This window comes from Shinella sp. 1A1 (assembly GCF_055379515.1).
This window is the reverse complement of the sequence record NZ_AP039671.1, coordinates 346,516-367,997: the sequence shown is the minus strand read 5'-3', so window position 1 is coordinate 367,997 and position 21,482 is coordinate 346,516. Positions and strand designations below refer to the sequence as shown.

At 61.8% G+C, this 21,482-nt stretch carries 27 protein-coding genes and 1 tRNA gene; 7 read left to right on the top strand and 21 right to left on the bottom strand.

Annotation, left to right across the window (positions count from 1 at the left end):
• Positions 1-3: 3 nt before the first annotated feature.
• The 6 genes from ACZ48C_RS01920 to ACZ48C_RS01895 all read right to left on the bottom strand — a co-directional run bounded on the left by ACZ48C_RS01920 (position 4) and on the right by ACZ48C_RS01895 (position 6,495).
• The gene (locus ACZ48C_RS01920) at positions 4-387 is read right to left on the bottom strand and encodes a RidA family protein (protein ID WP_318910858.1); all 384 of its coding nucleotides are present in this window, start codon (positions 385-387) and stop codon (positions 4-6) included.
• A gap of 12 nt (positions 388-399) precedes the next feature.
• Complete coding sequence (locus tag ACZ48C_RS01915) at positions 400-2,007, bottom strand: carboxyl transferase domain-containing protein (RefSeq protein ID WP_464782036.1); 1,608 nt, start codon at positions 2,005-2,007, stop codon at positions 400-402.
• Complete coding sequence (locus tag ACZ48C_RS01910; protein WP_464782758.1) at positions 2,007-3,155, bottom strand: isovaleryl-CoA dehydrogenase; 1,149 nt, start codon at positions 3,153-3,155, stop codon at positions 2,007-2,009. The genes ACZ48C_RS01915 and ACZ48C_RS01910 overlap by 1 nt, the downstream gene beginning before the upstream one ends.
• 151 nt (positions 3,156-3,306) lie before the next feature.
• The gene (locus ACZ48C_RS01905; RefSeq protein ID WP_464782035.1) at positions 3,307-4,461 is read right to left on the bottom strand and encodes a fumarylacetoacetate hydrolase family protein; all 1,155 of its coding nucleotides are present in this window, start codon (positions 4,459-4,461) and stop codon (positions 3,307-3,309) included.
• Positions 4,462-4,533: 72 nt separating this feature from the next.
• Positions 4,534-5,214 (bottom strand): hypothetical protein, encoded by a 681-nt coding sequence (locus tag ACZ48C_RS01900; RefSeq protein ID WP_119257602.1) that lies wholly within the window; start codon positions 5,212-5,214, stop codon positions 4,534-4,536.
• 90 nt (positions 5,215-5,304) lie between these two features.
• Positions 5,305-6,495, bottom strand: coding sequence for an MFS transporter (locus tag ACZ48C_RS01895; RefSeq protein WP_424549216.1), 1,191 nt, complete (start codon positions 6,493-6,495; stop codon positions 5,305-5,307).
• 78 nt (positions 6,496-6,573) lie between these two features.
• Here ACZ48C_RS01895 and ACZ48C_RS01890 point away from each other — a divergent pair, with 78 nt between their 5' ends.
• Positions 6,574-7,596 carry an AraC family transcriptional regulator gene (locus ACZ48C_RS01890; RefSeq protein WP_464782034.1) on the top strand — a complete coding sequence of 341 codons (1,023 nt, stop codon included), beginning with the start codon at positions 6,574-6,576 and terminating at the stop codon, positions 7,594-7,596.
• Here the strand turns inward: ACZ48C_RS01890 and ACZ48C_RS01885 are convergent.
• Positions 7,575-7,682: transfer RNA gene (locus tag ACZ48C_RS01885), tRNA-Leu, on the bottom strand. The two genes, ACZ48C_RS01890 and ACZ48C_RS01885, sit on opposite strands and share 22 nt — an antisense overlap.
• A 258-nt stretch (positions 7,683-7,940) precedes the next feature.
• Between ACZ48C_RS01885 and ACZ48C_RS01880 the strand changes: the two genes are divergently transcribed.
• The 3 genes from ACZ48C_RS01880 to ACZ48C_RS01870 all read left to right on the top strand — a co-directional run bounded on the left by ACZ48C_RS01880 (position 7,941) and on the right by ACZ48C_RS01870 (position 10,108).
• Positions 7,941-8,858, top strand: a complete 918-nt coding sequence (locus tag ACZ48C_RS01880) for a hypothetical protein (protein WP_464782033.1) — start codon at positions 7,941-7,943, stop codon at positions 8,856-8,858.
• A gap of 501 nt (positions 8,859-9,359) precedes the next feature.
• Positions 9,360-9,635 carry a hypothetical protein gene (locus ACZ48C_RS01875; protein ID WP_464782032.1) on the top strand — a complete coding sequence of 92 codons (276 nt, stop codon included), beginning with the start codon at positions 9,360-9,362 and terminating at the stop codon, positions 9,633-9,635.
• Positions 9,632-10,108, top strand: a complete 477-nt coding sequence (locus ACZ48C_RS01870) for a hypothetical protein (RefSeq protein WP_464782031.1) — start codon at positions 9,632-9,634, stop codon at positions 10,106-10,108. The genes ACZ48C_RS01875 and ACZ48C_RS01870 overlap by 4 nt, the downstream gene beginning before the upstream one ends.
• On the opposite strand, the gene ACZ48C_RS01865 is transcribed toward ACZ48C_RS01870, so the two are convergent.
• From ACZ48C_RS01865 to ACZ48C_RS01850, 4 genes are read right to left on the bottom strand one after another with little or no spacing between them, the layout of a single operon-like run.
• Entirely contained in the window at positions 10,091-10,456 is a 366-nt protein-coding gene (locus ACZ48C_RS01865) for a DUF1515 family protein (RefSeq protein WP_464782030.1), read from the bottom strand. The two genes, ACZ48C_RS01870 and ACZ48C_RS01865, sit on opposite strands and share 18 nt — an antisense overlap.
• On the bottom strand, positions 10,453-10,677 hold the full coding sequence (locus ACZ48C_RS01860; protein ID WP_464782757.1) for a hypothetical protein: 225 nt from the start codon (positions 10,675-10,677) through the stop codon (positions 10,453-10,455). The genes ACZ48C_RS01865 and ACZ48C_RS01860 overlap by 4 nt, the downstream gene beginning before the upstream one ends.
• Positions 10,577-10,819, bottom strand: coding sequence for a hypothetical protein (locus ACZ48C_RS01855; protein ID WP_464782029.1), 243 nt, complete (start codon positions 10,817-10,819; stop codon positions 10,577-10,579). The genes ACZ48C_RS01860 and ACZ48C_RS01855 overlap by 101 nt, the downstream gene beginning before the upstream one ends.
• Entirely contained in the window at positions 10,816-11,637 is an 822-nt protein-coding gene (locus tag ACZ48C_RS01850; protein WP_464782028.1) for a hypothetical protein, read from the bottom strand. Before ACZ48C_RS01850 ends, ACZ48C_RS01855 begins: the two co-directional genes overlap by 4 nt.
• A 251-nt stretch (positions 11,638-11,888) precedes the next feature.
• Between ACZ48C_RS01850 and ACZ48C_RS01845 the strand changes: the two genes are divergently transcribed.
• The 3 genes from ACZ48C_RS01845 to ACZ48C_RS01835 all read left to right on the top strand — a co-directional run bounded on the left by ACZ48C_RS01845 (position 11,889) and on the right by ACZ48C_RS01835 (position 14,131).
• A complete protein-coding gene (locus ACZ48C_RS01845) occupies positions 11,889-12,809 on the top strand; it encodes a glycosyltransferase family 2 protein (protein ID WP_464782027.1) in 921 nt (306 codons plus the stop codon).
• Complete coding sequence (locus ACZ48C_RS01840) at positions 12,799-13,512, top strand: hypothetical protein (protein WP_464782026.1); 714 nt, start codon at positions 12,799-12,801, stop codon at positions 13,510-13,512. The genes ACZ48C_RS01845 and ACZ48C_RS01840 overlap by 11 nt, the downstream gene beginning before the upstream one ends.
• A gap of 103 nt (positions 13,513-13,615) precedes the next feature.
• On the top strand, positions 13,616-14,131 hold the full coding sequence (locus tag ACZ48C_RS01835) for a GtrA family protein (protein WP_464782025.1): 516 nt from the start codon (positions 13,616-13,618) through the stop codon (positions 14,129-14,131).
• A gap of 155 nt (positions 14,132-14,286) precedes the next feature.
• On the opposite strand, the gene ACZ48C_RS01830 is transcribed toward ACZ48C_RS01835, so the two are convergent.
• The 10 genes from ACZ48C_RS01830 to ACZ48C_RS01785 are packed head-to-tail and all read right to left on the bottom strand — an operon-like array spanning position 14,287 to position 21,473.
• On the bottom strand, positions 14,287-14,754 hold the full coding sequence (locus ACZ48C_RS01830; protein ID WP_464782024.1) for a hypothetical protein: 468 nt from the start codon (positions 14,752-14,754) through the stop codon (positions 14,287-14,289).
• Positions 14,754-15,473, bottom strand: a complete 720-nt coding sequence (locus tag ACZ48C_RS01825; RefSeq protein ID WP_464782023.1) for a hypothetical protein — start codon at positions 15,471-15,473, stop codon at positions 14,754-14,756. Before ACZ48C_RS01825 ends, ACZ48C_RS01830 begins: the two co-directional genes overlap by 1 nt.
• Positions 15,474-15,485: 12 nt before the next feature.
• Positions 15,486-16,415 carry a hypothetical protein gene (locus tag ACZ48C_RS01820; protein ID WP_464782022.1) on the bottom strand — a complete coding sequence of 310 codons (930 nt, stop codon included), beginning with the start codon at positions 16,413-16,415 and terminating at the stop codon, positions 15,486-15,488.
• Between the two features lie 21 nt (positions 16,416-16,436).
• Positions 16,437-17,222 carry a hypothetical protein gene (locus tag ACZ48C_RS01815; protein ID WP_464782021.1) on the bottom strand — a complete coding sequence of 262 codons (786 nt, stop codon included), beginning with the start codon at positions 17,220-17,222 and terminating at the stop codon, positions 16,437-16,439.
• 21 nt (positions 17,223-17,243) lie between these two features.
• Positions 17,244-18,323: a baseplate J/gp47 family protein gene (locus ACZ48C_RS01810; protein WP_464782020.1), complete on the bottom strand. Its 1,080-nt coding sequence runs from the start codon at positions 18,321-18,323 to the stop codon at positions 17,244-17,246.
• Positions 18,295-18,831 carry a phage GP46 family protein gene (locus tag ACZ48C_RS01805; RefSeq protein WP_464782019.1) on the bottom strand — a complete coding sequence of 179 codons (537 nt, stop codon included), beginning with the start codon at positions 18,829-18,831 and terminating at the stop codon, positions 18,295-18,297. Before ACZ48C_RS01805 ends, ACZ48C_RS01810 begins: the two co-directional genes overlap by 29 nt.
• 9 nt (positions 18,832-18,840) lie before the next feature.
• Positions 18,841-19,323, bottom strand: a complete 483-nt coding sequence (locus ACZ48C_RS01800) for a phage baseplate assembly protein domain-containing protein (protein ID WP_464782018.1) — start codon at positions 19,321-19,323, stop codon at positions 18,841-18,843.
• Positions 19,320-20,390 (bottom strand): phage baseplate assembly protein, encoded by a 1,071-nt coding sequence (locus ACZ48C_RS01795; protein WP_464782017.1) that lies wholly within the window; start codon positions 20,388-20,390, stop codon positions 19,320-19,322. The genes ACZ48C_RS01800 and ACZ48C_RS01795 overlap by 4 nt, the downstream gene beginning before the upstream one ends.
• 1 nt (position 20,391) lies before the next feature.
• Positions 20,392-21,015: a hypothetical protein gene (locus tag ACZ48C_RS01790; protein ID WP_464782016.1), complete on the bottom strand. Its 624-nt coding sequence runs from the start codon at positions 21,013-21,015 to the stop codon at positions 20,392-20,394.
• The gene (locus ACZ48C_RS01785) at positions 21,015-21,473 is read right to left on the bottom strand and encodes a DNA circularization N-terminal domain-containing protein (protein ID WP_464782015.1); all 459 of its coding nucleotides are present in this window, start codon (positions 21,471-21,473) and stop codon (positions 21,015-21,017) included. The genes ACZ48C_RS01790 and ACZ48C_RS01785 overlap by 1 nt, the downstream gene beginning before the upstream one ends.
• Positions 21,474-21,482 lie beyond the last annotated feature (9 nt).

Here is a 21,482-nt window from a genome sequence, read left to right as displayed (position 1 = left end):
TTCTCACTGGGCTGCAACGGCTTCGACTTCCAGCAGCCATTTTCCGTCGAAGATCGAGGTGATGACGACGCTCATCGCCGGCGCGACGGCGCCGAGATATTCGCTGCGAATCTCGCGGTTGGCGGTGGCGTGGTGCCGATCGGAAAGGAAGGTCGTGACCTTGACGAGGTCTGCCTTCGTCATGCCCGCCGCCTTCAGTTGCGCGTCGACATTGCGCCAGACGAGCCGGGCCTGGTCCTCGAAACTCTCCGGCACCTTGTCGTCGTCGGAAACGGGGATCTGGCCGCTGACGAAGACTAGCGTCTTGAAATCCTCGATCTTCACGGCCTGCGAATAGCCGCCGCGCGGGGCGGGTGCATTTTTGGCATTGATCGATTCGCGTTTCATGACTTGCCTCCTCTACATCCTGAAGACGCCGAAACGGGTGGGCTCGAAGGGCGCGTTGAGCGCCGCCGAGAGCGAGAGCGCCAGGACGTCGCGCGTCCTGCGCGGATCGACGATGCCGTCGTCCCAGAGCCTTGCCGAGGCATAGAGCGGGTGGCTCTGGCGGGCGAACATGTCGACGGTCGGCTGCCTGAAGGCGGCTTCCTCCTCCGTACTCCAGCTTCCACCTGCCCGCTCGATGCCCTCGCGCTTGACGGTCGCCAGCACGCCGGCCGCCTGCTCGCCGCCCATGACGGCGATGCGGCTGTTCGGCCAGGTCCAGAGGAAACGCGGCGAGTAGGCCCGGCCGCACATGCCGTAATTGCCCGCGCCATAGGAGCCGCCGATCAGCACCGTGATCTTCGGCACGCCTGCGGTGGCGACGGCGGTGACGAGCTTCGCCCCATGCTTGGCGATGCCCTCCGCCTCGTATTTGCGGCCGACCATGAAGCCGGTGATGTTCTGCAGGAAGAGGAGCGGAATGGCGCGCTGGGCGCAGAGCTCGATGAAATGCGCCCCCTTCAGCGCCGCCTCGGAGAAGAGCACGCCGTTGCTGGCGATAATACCGACGGGCAGGCCATGCAGGGCGGCGAAGCCGCAGACGAGCGTGGTGCCGAAGCGGGCCTTGAACTCGTCGAAACGCGAGCCGTCGACCACGCGGGCGATCACCTCGCGCACGTCATAGGGCGTGCGCGTGTCGGCCGGCACGATGCCGAGAAGTTCTCCCGGGTCGTAGAGCGGGGCATCGCCCGCGCCGGACCTCACGACCGGCGGCTTGTGCGTGTTGAGATTGGCGGCGATCCCCCGGGCGATGACCAGCGCATGGCGATCATCGCGCGCCAGATGATCGGCGACGCCGGAAAGGCGGGTGTGCACATCGCCGCCGCCGAGGTCCTCGGCCGTCACCACCTCACCCGTCGCGGCCTTTACCAGAGGCGGGCCGGCGAGGAAGATCGTGCCCTGGTTCTCGACGATGACGGTCTCGTCGCTCATCGCCGGCACATAGGCCCCACCCGCCGTGCAGCTTCCCATGACGACGGCGACCTGCGGGATGCCGGCGGCGGACATCTGCGCCTGGTTGTAGAAGATGCGGCCGAAGTGGTCGCGGTCGGGGAAGACCTCGTCCTGGTTGGGCAGGTTCGCCCCGCCGGAATCGACGAGGTAGATGCAGGGCAGCCGGTTCTCCGCGGCGATCTCCTGCGCGCGCAGATGCTTCTTCACGGTGATGGGGTAATAGGTGCCGCCCTTCACCGTTGCGTCGTTGCAGACGATCATGCATTCACGGCCGGAGACGCGGCCGATGCCGGCGATCATGCCGCCGGAGGGCGAGGCGCCGTCATAAAGGCCGTGGCCGGCGGTGAGGCCGATTTCGAGGAAGGGCGAGCCGGGGTCGAGGAGCTGCGCCACCCGCTCGCGCGGCAGCAGCTTGCCGCGGGAAAGGTGGCGCTCGCGCGCCTTCGCCCCGCCGCCGTCCATGGCAAGGCTCGCCGCCTCTTCCACCAAGGCCAGCGCATCGAGCATCGCCTTGCGGTTTGCCGCGAAGGTTTCGCTTCGCGTGTTCACGGCCGAAGGGAGAACCGGCATCACAGCGTCTCCTGGAAGATTTCGCGGCCGATCAGCATGCGGCGGATTTCCGAGGTGCCGGCACCAATTTCGTAGAGTTTCGCATCGCGCAGCAGGCGGCCGGTCGGATAATCGTTGATATAGCCGTTGCCGCCGAGCGACTGGATGGCCTCCAGCGCCAGCCTGGTCGCCATCTCGGCGGAATAAAGGATGCAGCCGGCGGCGTCCTTGCGCGTCGTCTCGCCACGATCGCAGGCGCTCGCCACGGCATAGACATAGGCGCGGCAGGCATTGAGCGCGACATACATGTCGGCCACCTTGCCCTGCATGAGCTGGAACTCGCCGATGGGCCGGTCGAACTGCTTGCGCTCGTGAAGATAGGGCACCACGACATCGAGGCAGGCGGCCATGATGCCGAGCGGGCCGCCGGACAGCACGACGCGCTCATAGTCGAGGCCGGACATCAGCACGTTGACGCCGCGCCCCACGGTGCCCATCACGTTCTCTTCCGGCACCTCGCAATCGGTAAAGACGAGTTCGCAGGTGTTGGAGCCGCGCATGCCGAGCTTGTCGAGCTTCTGCGCCGTCGAAAACCCCTTGAACCCCTTTTCGATGAAGAAGGCGGTGATGCCGCGCGAGCCGGCGTCGGGATCGGTCTTGGCATAGACCACCAGCACATCCGCATCCGGCCCGTTAGTGATCCACATCTTGTTGCCGTTCAGCACATAGCGGTCGCCACGCTTTTCCGCACGCAGCTTCATCGACACGACATCGGATCCCGCCCCCGGCTCGGACATGGCGAGCGCGCCGACATGTTCGCCGGAGATCAGCTTCGGCAGATACCGTTCCCGCTGCGCCGGCGAGGCATTGCGGACGATCTGGTTGACGCAGAGATTGGAATGGGCGCCGTAGCTGAGACCGACGGAGGCCGAGGCGCGGCTGATCTCCTCCATCGCCACGCAATGGGCGAGATAGCCCATGCCGGCGCCGCCGAAACTTTCCGGCGCGGTGATGCCGAGAAGGCCGAGATCGCCCAGCTCCCGCCAGAGCGGCATCGGAAAATCGTTGCTGCGGTCGATCGCGGCGGCCTGCGGGGCGATCCTGTCGGCCGCAAAGCGCCGCACGCTCTCGCGCAGCGCCTCGATATCCTCGCCAAGCCCGAAGCTCATGCCGGCGTCATACATGTCGATCCTCCCTCGCGGCCGCGCGGCCTGCGGCCCTCCTCCACGAAAGCCACTCTCCTAATGTAGTCGCTTTGGCGGGGATTGGGAGGAGCGGCCCCTTAATTTCGGGGCCGCCGATCGTGGATTTGCGATTGCCTCAGAGAAGGCCGCGCGAAGAGAGGTTGCGCATCAGCGCGGAGACACCGAAGGTCCATGGCGGGCATTCGGTGGAAAGGCGCACGGTGTTGACCAGCGCGCCGAGTTCCGCATTGGAGATCGTCACCCGGTCGCCCATCTTGTGGGTGAAGCCCTGCCCCGGCGCGTCGCGGTCCTCGACGGGCGCGAACAGCGTGCCCATGAACAGCATGAAGCCGTCCGGATACTGGTGATGCCGGCCGATGGTCTGGGAAACGAGGTCGAGCGGGTCGCGGCTGATCTCGCGCATGGTGCTGCGGCCCTTCAGCACGAAGCCGTCCTCGCCTTTGATCAGGAGATCGAGATCGGCCTTGCGCACGTCCTCGATGGAATAGGTCTCGTCGAAGAGGCGAATGAAGGGGCCGATGGCGGCGGAGGCATTGTTGTCCTTCGCCTTGCCGAGCAGCAGCGCCGAACGGCCCTCGACGTCGCGCAGATTGACGTCGTTGCCGAGCGTCGCGCCCTTGACGCGGCCGGCGCTGTCGACGGCGAGCACGACCTCCGGCTCCGGATTGTTCCATCTGGAGACCGGATGCAGGCCGACGGACGCGCCCCAGCCGACGGCGGCAAGCACCGGGGCCTTGGTGAAGACCTCCGCATCCGGCCCGATGCCGACTTCGAGATATTGCGACCAGACGCCTTCCTCGATCAGCGCGGCCTTGACCTTCGCGGCGGCTTCCGAGCCCGCCTTCAGGTCGCGCAGGCTGTCGCCGATGATGGCCGTGACGCGCGTGCGCATCTTTTCCGCCAGTGCCGGATCGCCCGCCGCCTTCTCCTCGATCACGCGCTCGATCATCGAACGGGCGAAGGTGACGCCGCAGGCCTTCACCGCCTGGAGATCGCAGGGCGCGAGCAGATGGAGCCGGGAGACATCGCCGGCGCCTTCGACCGAGGCTTCCAGCACCGCGTCGAGCGCGCCGAGGTCTTCACCTCCGGCCGCGCGGACAATCGCTGCCGGATCGTCGGCCTCCAGCAGGTCCCGCATGGTGGGCGCGGCCCCGGAGGTGATGTCATAGAGCTTGCCGTCCCGCAGCGCCACGACCGCCGGCCCCTGCACATCCGGCCGCCAGACGCGCCCGACAAACGTTCCCCGCGAAAAATCTCCAGCCTTCGTCATCGTGCAGCAACGCTCCTTCCAATTTCGTCGACCGGTGTTCTAGACCGAAACGGATGGAAGATGACAGCCCAATCAGTGCGGGCCGCTTCCCAGTCCATAGGAGAGAGCCAAACTGGCCAGAACGACCAGCGCGAAAGCCGCCAGCACCGTCCGCACGACGAGCCAGAGCGCCAGGAAGCGCCCGATCCCGAGGTCGTGCCGGAACCAGCGGACCTCCACGACGAAATACCAGAGCAGCGAAAGCAGCGCGATCGCGCCGCCCGCGACGATCATCTCGTGACGGCCGGCCCGCATGATGTTCATGCCGGCGCTGAAGCCGAAGGCGAAGGGTGCCGCGACGTAGCACTGGCTGTAGAACGGGGCCTTCAGCGTCTCGCGATCGAGCGCAAGGCCGGCCCGCCTCAGAAGCTGCACCGCCATCAGCAGCGGGAAGATGCTGAAGAGGAAGGCGCGGAAGATCAGCAGGTTCGCATCATCCCGCAGCAGGGCGGGCAGCATGCCGTCATCCCGATGGGCGATCAGCGCCAGTTCCAGTCCGTGGGCGAAGAGGAGGGTCAGGAGCAGGAAGAGCGGCGGGCTTAGCGTATCCGTATAGCGTTTTTCGAGCGTATCACCCAGCTCGCTGTCGGCATAGCGCATCATGTCGCGCGGACGGGTGAGCGTGCGCCAGAGCGTCACCGGATAGAAGACGAGCCAGGATGCCAGCTCGTAGAGCAGTTCCTCCAGCGACTGCAGCAGGCGCATGAAATCCATGAAATGTCCCCGGTGAAGCGATCCCTCCGCAATATCGGGTTTTCACGCCACCGAATAGTGGCGGCGGCTCGCCGGAGCCGCCGCCTGTGGTCATGCCGGGCGAGTGCGGACGGCCGAGACGATGGTCAGCGCGGCAAGGATCAGCACGACGCCGCTTGCGACGAAGACGCTCGCAACGCCGCTCGCGTCGAACAGCGCCCCGCCGGCCGCCGCCCCCGTCGCGATGGCGAAGTTGATCGCCGCGACGAAGAGGCCGCCGGCGCTTTCCGCTTCGTCCGGTACAGCCCGGGTGATCCAGGTCGACCAGGCGACCGGCACCGCGCCGAAGGCAAGGCCCCAGAGCGCGACCATGGCCGCATCGCCCGCAAGATTGCCGCCGAAGGCCGAGAGCGACAGCGCCAGCACGGCCATCACGACCGGCATGATCGCAAGCGTGAAGCGCATGGAGCGTTCGAGCAGCACCGCGCCGAGATAATTGCCGAAGAAGGTGGCGACGCCGAAGCCGAGCAGCACGGCCGCGACACCCTCGACGCCGACGCCCGTCACCGTTTCGAGGAAGGGCCTTATATAGGTGAAGAAGGCGAAATGGCCGGTGAAGACGAGCAGGATCGCGAACATCGCGAAACCCACGCCCGGCCGCGCCAGCACCTCCACGAGCGTGCCGAAGCGCGAGTGTCCGCGCGGCGGCAGCGAGGGCAGCGTTGCAAGCTGCACAACGAGCGCGATCGCGCCGAGCACAGCGGCGCCGAGGAAGACGTTCCGCCAGCCGACGATGTCGCCGACATAGCTGCCGACGGGCGCGGCGAAGACCGTCGCCGCCGAAACGCCGAGGAACATCACCGACAGGGCTTTGGCCACATAGGGTTCCGGCACCAGCCGCATCATGGTCGCCGCCGATAGCGTCCAGAAGCCGCCGAGCGCCATGCCGAGCAGCACACGGCCGACGAGCAGCATGGGAAGGTTCGACGCCATCGCAACCAGAAGGTTCGAGAAGATCAGCAGGACCGAAAGCCCGACGAGCACGAGCCGCCGGTCGAGCCTGCGCGTCACCACGGTGATGAGAAGGCTCGTCACCAGCGCGACGGCGGCCGTCGCCGTCACCGCCTGCCCGGCCATGCCCTCGGAGATGCGCAGGTCCGCCGCCATCGGCGTCAGCAGGCTCGCCGGCAGGAACTCCGCCCCGACCAGCCCGAACACGCCGAGCGTCATCGCGAGGACCGCGCCCCAGGCGGGGGGCGCATCCGCCTCGCTCTGCGCCGCCACGATTGTTGCATCCGTCATCTGCCATCCCTTTCCTGTTGCAGTGCGTGCTCCAGAAGTGGGTTGAAACACAAGACGCACAATGCCATTTTATCCGCAATGTTTGATCGATCGTCCGACCCATCGAAAAATGCGCATGACCCCGTCAGCGAACTCCTGATGGGCATGCGCCTGCGCGGCGCCAGCTACGGCCGGCTCCAACTCAGCCCGCCCTTCGGCATCCGCTTTCCCGTGCGGGCGGAAGCCCGTTTCCACTTCATCGCTCGCGGCAACGTTTTCCTGCGCGCGCCCGGGCAGGTGCAGCGAGAGCTCTGCTGCGGCGATGCCGTGCTCCTGCCGCGCGGCGAGATGCACGAGATCGTCACCGCCGCGAACGTCACGATCCGCGATTACGAGAGCTATACGCGAAAGCCGCTGTGCTCGGACGTCGCGGCTGTGGAGGCCTGCGTCAAGGAGACCAACCGGGAAAACGACGTCCTCATCTTCACCGGCCGCATGGAATTCGAACTCGACACACTGCATCCGCTGGTCGGCCTGATGCCGCAGGTCATGTCCGTCGGCGCGCTGATCGGCCGCCAGCCGGAGCTGATGCCGCTGCTCGCCGCCATGGAGCGGGAAATGGCCGAGGAACGCGTCGGCTCCGCCGGCATCCTCGCGCGCCTTGCCGACGTCATCGCCGCCTCCATCGTGCGCGGCTGGGTGGAATGCGGCTGCGGCGACGCCACGGGCTGGATCGAGGCCCTGCGCGATCCGCGGCTCGGCCGCGTCATCGCCGCCCTCCACCGCGAACCCGGCCGCAACTGGACACTCGCCGACATGGCCCGGGAAATGGGCAGCTCCCGCTCCGTCTTCGCCAAGCGCTTCGTCGAGGTGACCGGCGTCACCCCGCAACGCTACGTCCTGGCGCTGCGCATGCGTCTGGCCGAACAATGGTTCCGCCGCGACAAGCTCGCCATAGACACCGCCGCCCGCCGCCTCGGCTTCAGCTCCCAAGCCGCCTTCGCTAGAGCCTTCAAACGCATCGTCGGAGAACCGCCGGGCATGACGCGCAAGAAGGTGGCTACGGGGAGCGCGGAGACTGGAAACATGGGGAGAAAGAATGGTGCTGCTAGAGAGATTTGAACTCTCGGCCTCTCCCTTACCAAGGGAGAGATAGAACTCGGAATGCCTGATAATCAGGCATTGCATTCACCAACGATGACAGAAACTTCACGATCTGTTCTCACGTATCTGTCAGGTTTCTGTCAGCACCTCGGGCCGCTCGCCCGCAGTGAGCCGCGACGGAATTCCACTAACGGCGATGACCTTTAGAGAAATTTGACGCCATATTGGGGTGAGGCCCACCCCACTGGTCCAACTATCTCCAACGAAACGCTCCGGCCGTGATGCATGTCCAAGTAGGGAAGTGTCGGCGCCAGCTAAAATAGTATAAACACTCAATCCAACGGTGAATATCGAAGGATCACATGATGGCAGAGTTCTGGAGAGGGTTGGCGCTGGAAGGATGGGAGTGGGTCAAAGCTGCCGTTGGATCTGCCGTCATTCTTGCAGCCGCTGGCCTATTCTTAAAGGATAGCATCGCGAAGTTTCTTGCGAAATCAGTAGATCACCGTTTTGAGAAGCAGATCGAGGCGTTCCGCGCGGAGATACGCGAAGGCGAAAAGGAGCTCGATCAGATAAGGTCATTCATCTCGTCGGCCCGCGGAGAGCGGCATTCAATCTTGCTGGCCAAGAAGATAGAGGCGGCAGAGACCTTATTGCGCACTCGAAATTTTCTCAGCCGGTTCTCCGTTCTTGTCGAGTACACGAAAATTCTCGACAAAGATTTCCTATTAAAGAACGGAGATGACCCAAAGGTCATTGAATTTATTACCACTATTACAACCCCTTTTGAAGTAGACAAAAATCTCAAGATATACGGTGAAATAGATAGGACACTTCCCAGATTATACATAAGCGAGAAAACCATCAAAATTTTCGATGCGTATGAAGCAATAATATTCCGCGCTATAGTGTCGATGAAATTATACGCGATAGCAATTAAAGATAAATCTTCCGTTTTCAATTCTGGTCAAATTAGCAAAGTTGTCACGGATTTAGTTCCGGCTGCAAAGGATGGTTTTGAGAAGTACGGTGATGATTTCGCATATTATTGGTCGTCATACTTTTACGAGGAGACGCTTCGCTCACTTCGTCATGAGATTTCAGGGATGGACGATGCGCTGCAAGAAGCAGCCTCAGCTGAGCGCATCGCTCTGGATGTCCGTCAGGCACAGCTCAAAGTTAAGAGGCAAGTCGCTGCTGCCGGCCTCTCTCAGGATATCATTAAGATAAATGACGATGCGGGCGCTACGGCATTGGTGCAGAGGATGACTGAGCGCTAACCGTGATCATGAGCAACTCGCAGCTTGGGAAGCTAATGGTTTTATCGGCTGATCAGATGCTTGCCTGTAAAACTCGCGAAAACGAGCGTAAGCGGCATCAATAGCTTAGCGCGCGATTGTAAAACCCGAATATCCACCAGTCGTTGCAAATCCGCGCCCGAGATGAGGCGCTCTATCTCAGATTTCTCTTTGGCCCGTTGACTCTTTCGCCAATGAGAACATATTGAGAACGAATTGGCGGCAAGACCGCTTCTCACCGTTATCTGAAATCGATGCCTGCTGTGGCAAATCACAGGAGAACGACGACGTGCGCCCACTCGTAAGACCACCTGAAACCCCAAGCGAGATCGATGAGGCGTTGGCCTGGCACGGCGGGGATGCCCGCGCCGCTATTGCTACCCTTCTTGCGGATTGCGCCTACCTGCGCTGGCAGCTCGAGCTTGCCGGTCGGGCTATGGGTGCCGGCTTCACCCGCGGCTGGCGACCGGATCCCGAACGGGAGTGAAGAAGGTGGAGACGCTGGGCGATGCCTGGGAAGGAGGATGGCAGGTCTCTGCAGTCTGCCACGGCGGCATGATCGATCTCGGGCCGAAAAGCCACAAGAGATGCGAATGGAGATACGAGTTCGACATGGCGACGCTGCTGGCCGCCAAGGGCAGGAAGTTTCCGATCTGCGATCTCGCCTACAAGCTTCGCTGTCCGCGGTGCGGCATCCTGGGGCTTCGGCTGATGTTCTACGTCCCCAGCGGGCACGACAAAAAGGTGGGAACTCGATGAGCCGAAGGGATGAACTCGCGAGAGAAGAAGTTTTGGTCTCACTAAGCATTGCGCTGAAGGTGACGCCAAAATTCGAGCGCCAATTTTATGCCCGGATTTCCTCACGGCGCGCAGCCGCGAATACGAACAGGCGCGAGGCGTCGGCTATCAATTCCATGGTGCCCCAACTGGCCCAACGTTTCGCGCCTTTCGCCGTCTTCTCAGGCGTGAACGTCCATCACTGGCAGATAGTCGAACCGACAGTGCGTGAGGTCCTCATTTCTGTGCCTGTTTCCCAGCGCGCCCTACTCGTCAAGGGAAATATGGATCGAGAAATCGCCAAGATGATCTTCGAGGCGGTCGACCGGAAATATCGCCTAGTCGCTCTCCCAATGATCCCCTCCAGCAATCGGGGAGGATGGTGGGACCTGGCCTTCGAGCAGGAGTATGGAAAGCCCAAGCCGGATTGCTGCGGTTCACCGGCCGATCAGTAGGGCGCCGATCCGCTTGAGCGCATCGGCAAAAGAGACCCCGAGGGCGATGCCGCCGACACCCATCATGCCGAGCGCGCCCATACCGAGAAGCTTCCAGCGCCGGACCTCGTCCGTGACGGGCTTCATGTCCTTCACGTCTTTCTCCAGCCCAGCGACCGTCGCCTGAACCTCCCCGACCGTGCCGACAACCTCGTCAATGCGGCCATGCATCTTAGCCCGGCTGGCGTCGGACTTGTCATCTGATCGCTGGATCTTATCCTCGATGCGGCGCAGATCTTCCTGAATTGCACGCTGGCTGGCGATCAGTTCGCCCATCTGCTGGCGCAGCGCACCATCATCCGCCGTCATATCCCCTCCCCGTGCCGCCGGCATTCTTCCTTGCTCCATATGCCCCCGGCGCAAAGCCCGACTGCCGTCCGATCAATCTTGCGCTGATCGGACGCGGTCGCGCCTCGAGCGCCAATGAGGTCAGTCCCCACGACGCGGCGCAGGCCCGTCGCATCGGCCGGCGCGGAAGTTCCACAGCCCGCCGCCATCGAGGCACCGATCATAAGCGCTGCGAGCGTCATCAGCCGCGTTGCCTGCTTCATTGTTCTGCCTTTCCATGGAGGTGCGGACGCTCTCGGCGCCGTGGTCGCGGATATCGGCGTAGAGCCAGATGAGGGCCGCGGCGACCGCGACCCCGAGAATGATCTTCGGCCAGTCGATCACACCTCGAACTCCGCCTTGAGCTCCTTCACCGCCTTCGCCAAGTCGAAGCGGCGCTTGATCGCATAGGCGGCGAACAGCGCGACGATGACGACGATAGCGAGCTGCACGCGGTAGTCCTGGAAGACGGCGAGCAGCGGCACGAGAACGGTCGTGATGATCCACTGCCAAACCGTCTTCGACTTCATGGGCGACTGCTCCAGCTCGCCCGGATCGGCCACCACCGGCTTTTCGACGATGACCGGCTTCGGCTTGGCGGCCGCCGCCTCGGCGCGTGCGGTGGCGAGCACCTGATCGAGAACGGCCTCGACCTTCTCCGGCTTCACCAGCGCCTTGTTCAGGCCGTCGCCGGCATAGAAGGACATGCCGCGCTCCACGTCGCGATGCTTGCCCCGCGTGGCGACCAGAACCGGGAACGACGCCCACTCCTGGCTGAGCCGCTTGCCGAACTCGGTGCGGGTGATCCTGCCGGCGACGAACAGCTCGTAGCCGCGGCGCAGCAGCAGCGCGAAGCCGCACTGGTCTTGCAGGTCGGGCGTGTACACGTCGTCCCCGCTGATCGACGGGTTTTCCTTGGCGAGATCGATCAGGGTTTGCCGCATGCACTGGTAGCCGCCGGCCGCGCTGGAGCCGAAGTTCTTCGACCAGCCGCGCTGGGCGTCGATGATCTCGCCATAGGTCATGGACGTGAGCGGCTTCGGCAAGCGGTTCTGCTTGTTGTTGTAGATGACGTCATAGGATGCGCGGTCGTCCCGGCCGACTTCCGTGCGGCGCACGAAAGCAAGCAGGATCCGCGCACCATTCGGGATGGTGCGTTTCATTGCTGTTTTCCTTTTTGGTGGGGGTCAGAGAGAGGCGCTGAGGCCAAGAAAGTCAGCTCCGGGAGAACCGGATCAGGCTCACTTGACTGTTTAATTTCGTGGCGAAGCCGAAACCTTCACGGTTAACCAAAATTTAAACGACAGAGTGAATTCAGTTGCAATTAAAACAACCTAAAATATATAAGCGATTTATGCTCTAACCACTCGGCGCAAACCAATCAGTTTTGCGAGAAAACGGCGTAACTACCTTTATGGAACTGTCTTTTGTCATTCCCCTCTACAAGATGCCGGAGTATCCCGCCATCATCAAGAAACGCCTCACGCCCATCGCAGAACAGATCAGCGCGGATTATGAAATTATCCTTGTCGATGACGGCAGCGCGGATGGCACATGGCATGAAATCAAGAAGATATCCGAGCAATCCGACAAGATCAGAGGCATTAAGCTCTGTCGCAATTTCGGCCAACAGCTAGCCGTCAGCTCCGGCATCAGCCAAGCGAAGGGGCGCTATGTGATCGTCATGGACGGCGATATGCAGAACCCGCCTGAGGCGAGCATCGACATCGTCGCAAGACTGCGCGAAGGCATAGATATCGTCTACACGGTCTCTCGCGTGCGCAATAACTGGCTTGACCAGATGACCTCGCGCTTCTTCTGGTTCACGCTGACCAAGCTGTTCGGCGTACACATGATTGAAGATCAGTTGATGATGCGCGGCATGTCGCGGCGCTTCGTCGATATCTTTAATAGCTACCCTGAAGCTACTCGCTCCATTGCAGGCATCTGCAAGGATATCGGCATGACTCATGCCATTATAGAGGTAGAGAACAAACGGCGAGAAATCGGTAAAAGCGCTTACAGCCTCTTCAAGCGCCTTGATCTTATGATGAACATCGTCATCAGCATCACCACAGCGCCATTACATTATTTGATATACGTAAGTCTCTTCACTTTTATTGGGACAATTTTCGCCATTATTTACTATACTGCCAACCTATTCCTCAATAACGTCCCTCCAGGATTTACGTCTGTCATCCTTTCCATCTTTTTCTTCGGAAGCCTGACGACGTTAATTCTAGGCGTCATCGGTCTTTACTTGGCAAATATATATATCGAAGTGCGACGTAGGCCACTCTTCCTGATTGAGGAGCAGACTCAGAATGACACCTGAACAAGAAGCTGCCATCAATGTTGTTCGCAACGCCTACGAAATGAACTTCCATGAACACAAAAGCGGCCCCAAATCCCTTTTCTGGAACGACCGCGCTACACAATACCTGCGCTTTGAGCAAATCCTGCAAAGGTTACGCCCTTTTATCGGCGCTGGGGCATCAATCCACGATCTCGGCTCTGGGCTTTGCGACTTCTATGATTTCCTGCACACGCAAGGTTTGGCCTCAGTCATCGATTATTCCGGCACGGAACTTGTAGAAGACATGAATGTAGCGGCCCGAAAACGCTTTCCACACCTTAAACTCGAAAGCCGCAACTTTCTCGACAACGTCACGGCTGGTGAATATGACTTCTGCATCGCTAGTGGAACGTTCAACCTGCATGGCGGGATTGCCGAGCCGGCATGGCGTGCCCTCTGTATGCAACTGATCGAGACCATGTTCGAGCGCAGCCGCCGCGGCATAGCGTTCAATATGCTGAGTTCCTACCGTACGCGCAGCGATGCCTCGCTCTGCTATTTCGATCCACGCGAAATGTTCGACTTCCTGACGACGCGTCTTTCGCGCTTCGTCACGGTAGACACCAGCTCTCCCCTTTTTGAGGTTACGTATACCGTAATGAAGCAAGATTTCATGTCCAATCACTATGAGCAGCCGGAATTCCGGAAGTACTTTGGAAACCCCTCGCCTTCGACCAGATAGGATCGCACTCCAAAAGCAACAACACCAACGGACGGGTGCACCGTCATTGTGACCAGCTCAGGGTAACTTAGTTCGCCATGGACTGGCCTTATCGTTCGAGCCGATGGCTCGCGTCGGGCTGAAATGGCCGCAGAGTAATGGTCACGGCATTGATGGAACGAAATTGACCTGTGACAGGATTTCTCGCTATGCCTCGTCCTATTTTGACACGAACAAGCTGGGGCTTGCCAAATTTATGAACCTTAAAAACATCGCGAATAGCCAAATCGCGAAATACTATCTCTTTGGCTTAATCAATAATGGAATCGGGTATGCACTATTCGTCGGACTTCTTTGGATCGGAGTCGGCGCGAAAACAAGCTATACTGCACTATACGTCGTTGGAATGACCGCTAGCTTTCTGTTCAACAGGAAATATGTCTTCAAGTCGGAACGCGATCCAAGCGTCGGTTATATGCTGGTTTGGGCGACCGCTGGAGCCGTCTATCTCACCAACATCACCATCCTTATTATATTTGTGGATACTCTGAAATTTCGTCCCGACGTTGTGCAAATCATCGCAATGGCATTCATATCGGTTCTTCTATTCCTATGTAATAAGTTTGTTGTGCATCGTTAACCAGCGCCTAGACTCTGCATGCCCCCGTTACGGCATGCAGGGATGATGGATGGCAATATTCTGATACTCGCATTCTTTTCTTATTGACTGCAGTTCATGCGCAGAGTCTCTATTGCTTCATAGAAATACCTTACGCCGTCGCCACCGCGAAGCACTCATAGAGACGCGCAGAGAAGCCAGAACTCATCTACTTCCGTTTTGGTCATTGACCGCGCGTCAGCAAATTTCTGGACAAGGGGGTGAGACCGGAAAAACGAACCGGCGCCGATCAGCAGCATCGTCGCCTCGAAGGCTGCGTTTTCATCTTCCATTTCATCCACGATGACCTGAATGGCGGCAGGAAGAGCGCTACCCTGGATGAAGGCAATAGCCTCCGCCTTGGTGATCATGCCGGCGACGGCGAGGCCCTGGCAGAATTGCCGGCGGGAAATTTCCTCCGGCACAGGCTGGGGCGAGGCGGGAGGCTCGACAAAGACCCACTCGCCGTCTTCCCAGGTATGATCAACGGAGGGGCGCAACGGCACGGCAACCGTTCCTCCCGGATAGCCAGCAAGGATCTCTTCGGTAGGCTCCTCCGTCGTCTGCCAGTATCCCCGTTCGGGATGGAAAAATCCGTGCTCCATTACCGCAGCTCCCACCAGGACGTTATTGCGCTCGGCCCCGTAGAGCCCGAGAGATTACTCAATCGGTAGTATGATCCCGGCGGCACGATTGCCTGCGGAATTTCAAGGCCACCAGTGCTGGTGACCGTGCCGCCGGTGTTGCTCCAGCTCACGTTGTCAGTAGAAGTCTGGATAACGAGCGGATTGCTCACGGCAGCCACAGCGCGGATAGAGACGTTGATCTGCTCCGCCCCAGTGTTCTGGTACGAGGTGTTCCAGGCGCGGCTCGCCGTCATGTTCTGCCACGTCCGGGTCCAGCCGAGGTTCACGTCGCGATCCGGCATGATGATCTTGCGATCGGCAGACAAGGCGACGACGTCGATGCGGAATCCCTTTCCACCGGCATTGAACAGTTTAAAGGAGGCGCCCTCAAACTGCGCGTTGCCAATCGTGCGACCGGTCTTGAAAATGCTGGAAACGAGGCCCGCCAGCGAGCCTTGCATGGGAGCCCCATCGACTAGGTAGAAGAACTTGTCTGTATCGGCAAAGGCGTCATCTTCGGGCGCCTCGGCAATGATGTCGGATACGATCGGCCCCACGACACCGGCGTCGATGAGATCGATGATCTGATCGACTGCGATCGCAACGGTGTGGCCGTCCTTCATCACGGGAATGACATGATAAAGGTCGGCCACCGCAGCGAGTGGAAGATCGTCAATGCGGAGTTCAGTGTCGCTCATGGTAACCCCTCATCAGGAAACGGCGAAGGCCCGCAGGCCGCCGATGGGGCTATGTGTGACGACAGCGGCGTAATCCGTCTGCACGGCAGCGGTTACGCCGTAACGCGTGACGGTTTGCGACATGATTCGGTTGGCCCAGCCGGATATGTATGGAGTGGCGCCCCCTATGCCGGACTGACCGGCGAACCCGGAGACGAAAACCACCGGCGTGCGAGCCCAGTTGAGATCGAATGACTTGCTATACTGCACACAGTCGTTTCCGGACGTTCCCGGCCCGGTCACGATGTCGGCGACGCCGGAGCTTTCCTGCATGCTCTGCATCCTTGCCTTGTTCGCAAGGGGAATGACACTCGCCACATTCGATGCGTTGGTCACGACGCGGTGGGTGATCATGCTGTCGAAAGAGGAATCGAAAGCCTGCGCCGTCTCGGGGAGAGCAGAAGGATTGTAGAGCGCATCCGCAAGGTCCTTGAGCTGCCATCCGCCCGAAGGGTTCCAGCGCAGATGGTAGGTCTTGTTGGCGGCCGTCGCGAAATCCTGCTGCGCCGTCGTCAGGCTGAAGATGCCGCGGTGAACGATCTCGACACCTGCCGGAATGCGCACGGTTCCCGTCGCCGGAGCCGAGAGATTGAAGGTGCCGTCGGCACTGGCGATCTCCGGGAAGATGGGCAGGCGCGACCGGGCGGCATCCATGAGGACGAACAGGGAGCCGTCGCCCTCCCCGGTGATCGCCGCGATCTTCAGGTCGATCGCCTGGAGGAGCTGGGTGAGGTCGGCGGCGCTCGGCGTCAGGCCCGCATTGGTGATGACGGCTATGATTTCCCGCTGGACATGCTCGACGGCCGCGGCAGGAATGCGGGAGCCGGCGGTTGCTCCCGGCGTGTTGCGGTCCACATAGGACGCGTTCGGATCCGCCACGCCGAAAGGCTGGTTATATTTCATCAGATTGTCCTCGCTGAAAGGTCAGAGCCGGAAGATGATCCGGTTGCCGTATTCGTCTACGATGTGATCGCCGGCCTCGGTCACCCACTGCGCCGTGTTGGGCCAGTCTTCCGGAACGGCAAGCACCCAGCCGGGCATCTCCTGCCGCAGGAAACAGAGGATCCCCTCGAAACCGGCCATGGAAAACAACGGATCATGCCCGCATTCCGAGGCGCCGCATTCGAAGTATCCGATGGCGGCGTCCTTGACGCGCACGGCGATATAGGCCTCCTCCGACACGGGGCCCGTCTCATGACGGCCGCCGCATTCCGAGTATCCACACTCGAATATGCACGGCTCCTCGATCTCGATCTCGAAACCGAAATCATGGGCGGCCCGAACAAAGTCCTCCGGGTGAGCAAGCGGGGCGGCGTTCACCTTGCGCTGAAGCGCCACCAGCCGCTGGACGGTGGACATGTCGGCCGGGAAGCATCCTTCCGGCAAGCCGTATTCAATCTCCCAGTCCGGCAGGGTTTCGGCCACGGTCTGCACGCTCGATTCCAGCGCGAGCCCCCAGGCCCGTGCATACAGCCACTCGAACGGCGAGATCAGCACCCGCATGAAGCGAGCCATGATGAAGCCGAGCGGCAGAGCCTCCCCGTCAGGCGTTCCCCAGGCCGCCCCTGTGGGCAGGAATGCCAATCCTGCCGAAATGAGGTCGTCGTTCGTCGGCGCGGACAAGGGGTCGGCCGGAATATCCACGCCGGCCACCTGCGGTGCGGTGAAGCCGTTTGTCAGCGTGTGACGATAGGAAGTGCGCTTGCTCATGAGATCACCGAGGCGGCCGGATCATACGAAACTGACCGTGCCCGCAACGGGGTAGCGTCCGTTCGTGTAAGGCAGGTCGTTCAAAGGCCAGTCGAGTTCATGGCTATCTTCGCCGACGACGCTGGAGATCGCTTCGCCGATCCAGCTGCGCGACAGCCAGAAGATGTCGCCGGGCACGCCGGGGCGCGCCTTCTCATAAAGCACGCGCGCGATGGCCGCCTCGATGCGTTCGCGCACTTCCGCGCTGTCTGTCCTGAGATTCGAGATGATCGGGTTCAATGGCTCCGGCAACGGCGCCTCGACGATGCTGTCGTTGACCCGGATGATGCGCGCCGCGTCGACAGCCGCCTGGACGACGAGTTTGTCGCCTTCTGTCGGGATAAAGTCCGGACGACCGTCGAACAGGAAGTAAACCACCAGGAAGGACGGCGTCAGACCGTCGCGGAAGGCCCAGGCCCTGAGAACACCCGGCACGTCGAGCACGATGCGCTCGTAATCCGTCAACTTGCCCGCGCCGGGAGGGTTAGCCTTGCGAAACAGCACGCGCGCGCGAAACGCCTCGACATCCTCCATGTCCGCGCCGCCGCCAAGGCCCGCCGCCGTGACCGTGAAGTTCGCGCCAAGCGTCGGATACAAACCCGGCTCCGACAGCGCGATAAGCCCTCCGGCGTCACGGTTCGTCACGCTACCCTTGTCATCGGCCGTCAACAAGAACGTCACGACACCCGTCGGCCCCGCCTGCGCCGGCGATGTCGTGATGTAGGTATTGTTACCCGAAACGAAGCGGATGCCGGAAGGATACACCATGTTCGGGGCACCGATCCCCTCGATGGAGCCGGTCGCGGCAGATGCCTGCTTTCGGAATATCCCGACATCCGCGCCATGCAGCATTAGGAAGGGGAGAGACGCGGTCCGCGCGAAGATCTGCCGCGCCACGAAACCCATGCGCAGCTCGAATTCCTGCGAAAGCCCCGCCAGCACCTTGGTGACGACAGTCACGAAATTGTTCTTGAGCGCGGTATCCGTTCCGGGAAGATGCTGCCGGAAGGCGCCACGAATAGCCTGTGATGCCTCAGCCAGCGAGCGGATGGACCACGCCATTGATCTGCCTCCAGAGAAGTTCGAATTTTCGTTCATAGACCCGGGCGCCGTCCCGCCCGGTCAAGGTGACCGTGTAATCGATCCGGTTCTGCGCGCGATCGACGAGGACGGCGACATCGATGGAGGCGACCGCTCCTTGCACAAGAAGAGGTTCGAGCGCTTCCCGTACATAGTCTTCGACATCGGTCTCGATGCCGTCATGGATGGCGCGGCGGCGCAGGAGCCACAGTCGGGATCCGAGCGGTCCCTCCCCGTCCATCTGGTCGAAACTGTCGCCGATCCACCCCCGATTGGCTTCACCGGCGGGCAACTCGCTGTCCTCGACGCGCCGATCCGTCATCAGGTGGATAAGAACCTGAGTCGCGAGACCCTGCTCCGCGCGCAGGTCCCCGGGCGCCGTCGGATGGTCGAGCTCGTTCAGCAGGAGATCGCCGGCAACACCATCCCATCCGATATCCGGCGCGCGATAGGGCTCTTCGCTCTCATCGAGCGGAATGATGCGCAGCATGCTGGCCTCTCAAGAAATCGGCGCGCCCGACGTGCCGGCACCCGGCTCGACGCCGTTATGGATGTGCGTGTCGTCCACGCGGACACCGTTGACCTTCAAATAGCCGCCGACGATGTCGACACCCTCGGCCGAAACGGTGAAGGAAACCCCGTCCTTGCGGATGGAATAGGAAGCACCGGCAAGATCGACGACGACGCCGTCGGCCATGACCATGCGGATGATATTGCCCGCCGCATCATAAAGGGCGGCCGCGCCGGCAGGCAGGTCGGCCGGGCGGTTCGCCGGGTTCTCGCCACCAAGAACGAACGCCGTGTCCGGATTGCCCGGCATCGGCAGAAGCAGCCCCTTCCCGCCCTTGATGGGCATGGAGGCAAAACCATGCGGCTCGATGCGGTGAATCTCGGTCCAGCCGTCCGCCTTGGTCCCACGCCCGGAAACGAACTGCTGTCCGCCGCGCTCAACGACACGGCCATCAAGCTCGATGCGCCTCATTCGTCCTCATACTCCGCTTCGATCGCTCCCGGCGCCGCATAGCCTTCCGATGTCTTTCCGCGGGGGTTCTCGCCGCCGAGCGACCGTGGATCAGCCAGCGAGAGCGTCGCGAAGGTCTTGTCCTCGCCTCTCTGCGAGAAGACGACGCTCTTGATGATCATGAGCCCCCGGATACCGAGCCAGTCGTCGTCGACCTCCACCAGCCAGTTCGCCTGCCAAAGCCGTCCATTCCCGTCCCGCCAGCCCGTAACAGGGATGCTGGCTGTGACGCTGTTGCCGGCCGACCGCTTCGCCTGCCAGATCGCGCGGGTCCGCATCCGATCGACCGTCGCCTCTCCCTCATGCGGCAGAATGAGCACCCGGTTCCGCTTGACGCCGCTGTCCGTGACCTTCGTCTCCGGCCGGAGCTGCTGCTTCTCCGTTCCCTCGCTCTGCTGACCCCGAACCTTGACCTCGGAATACCTTCCGGCCTCCGTGAAGCTGGCGCTGGCGCCCGGAAGGATATTGCGGCCGCGCCGCAACGTTCCGGCATGGACGCCACCGGGCCGGGTCGACAGCTTCATGCGGCCTCTTTCGGTGTCGTGGATCAGGACCCCGCGGCCGCGGGACCGGCGGGCAATGGAGGAAAAGACGCTCTCCCCCTCGATGATCTTGTGCCGCCGCTCGACGGGAAAGCTCGATCCATCCGTCTCGATGCCGACGCCGGCACTGTCGAGCTCGCGCGCGATCGCGGAAATATCCTTGTTGAGAATCTCGCCCGAAGGGTGATCGATCGAGGTCTCGATGAGGTCCACCGTGCGCGAAACGAAGGAACAGGCGAGCGTGCGATCCCTGTCGCTGTAGCCGGTCTCGACATCCCGCACGTAGCCTGTCAGCAGCAGCTCGCCGGTCGCCTTGATCGTCGTCGCCCGTCCTGGGAACACCGGCAGTCCAGCGCCGACAATCACGAACTCGCCGCTCGCCGAGCGGGCCGCCTCCTCCGCCGACACGGTGATATCGATGGATTTCATCCCGGGCAGGCCGTCGATCGCGACGGTCTCGATCGGGCCTTTGCTGATCGGATGCATGTCAGCTCTCAAGCGCGTCGAAGGCGACCGGCATCAGCATCGGCGTGGTGCTGCGTGCAATGTCGACAAGACCCTGCGCGCGCGAAGCGTCGCCATAGAGATGATAGGCCAGCACAGTCGAAGGCAAGGAAATCCCGGTCTCCACCCGGACGATCGGCACAGCATTCGCCGCCTGTTCGGAGACGATGAGAACGGCGACCTCGACGATCCGCGACAGGTAGCGGAAGAGATCGACCGCAGCGGCGCCGCGGCCGGAAACGATGGCGAACGCCGCCTCTGCCTGGCTGACGATCCTGCCCCGAGCGGCCCGCGCCTGCGGACGCGAGATCCATGCGACGCGGGGTGCGGCGACCGCAAGCCCGAAGGCCGTCAGAACATTGACCGCATCCATCGTCGCGCTGTCGAGGCCTGCCGGCAGCAGGATCGCATCGAAGCCGGCGGGCGCGTCCACGCTCTCCGCGATCACCCGCATGACGGAAAGCGCCTCCAGCGCGAAGGCGTCACCTTCAAGCTTGGGCGCCTTCGCCAGCCGGTCTGCGAGATCCTGCGCGTCCAGCGTGTCGATCACAAGCGTCGCCGCAAGGCTCGACAGCCAGGCTGCGACCGCCCCCCTTTCAGCTACCATCAGAAGAGGCCTCCGAACGCATGCGCGGCCGCTGTCATTTTCCCAAGCACAGCTTCGGTCATGTCCGAAATTCCAAGCACCGTTCCGGCCTCGTTGCCGACGGGGATAGCCATGAAGGTGAAGGCGATATAGCCGAGCTGGTCGCGCGAACGGCGGCGCTGGAAATCGTTGACATAGGCGAGACGTCCGCCGTCGATCGGCAGCACGAGGCGCCCGGGTCCGGCGGCAAGGGCGGCCTGCGAGAGGCGGGCAGCCTGCGCGTCGCTGCGGTCGCCGATCAGGTAGGCGGTCACCTCGTAGCCGGCCGTGGCAAGGCCCATTTCTTCCAGGTAAGTATAGCGCCCGCCTGCATATTCGTGCAGCGCGACGCGCTTGCCACCGGTGAATGCGTCGTCCTCAACCCAGAATTCGACGCCGCGGAAACTCGCCCGACGCAAGGTTTTCGTCCAATCGCGCATGATGCCTTC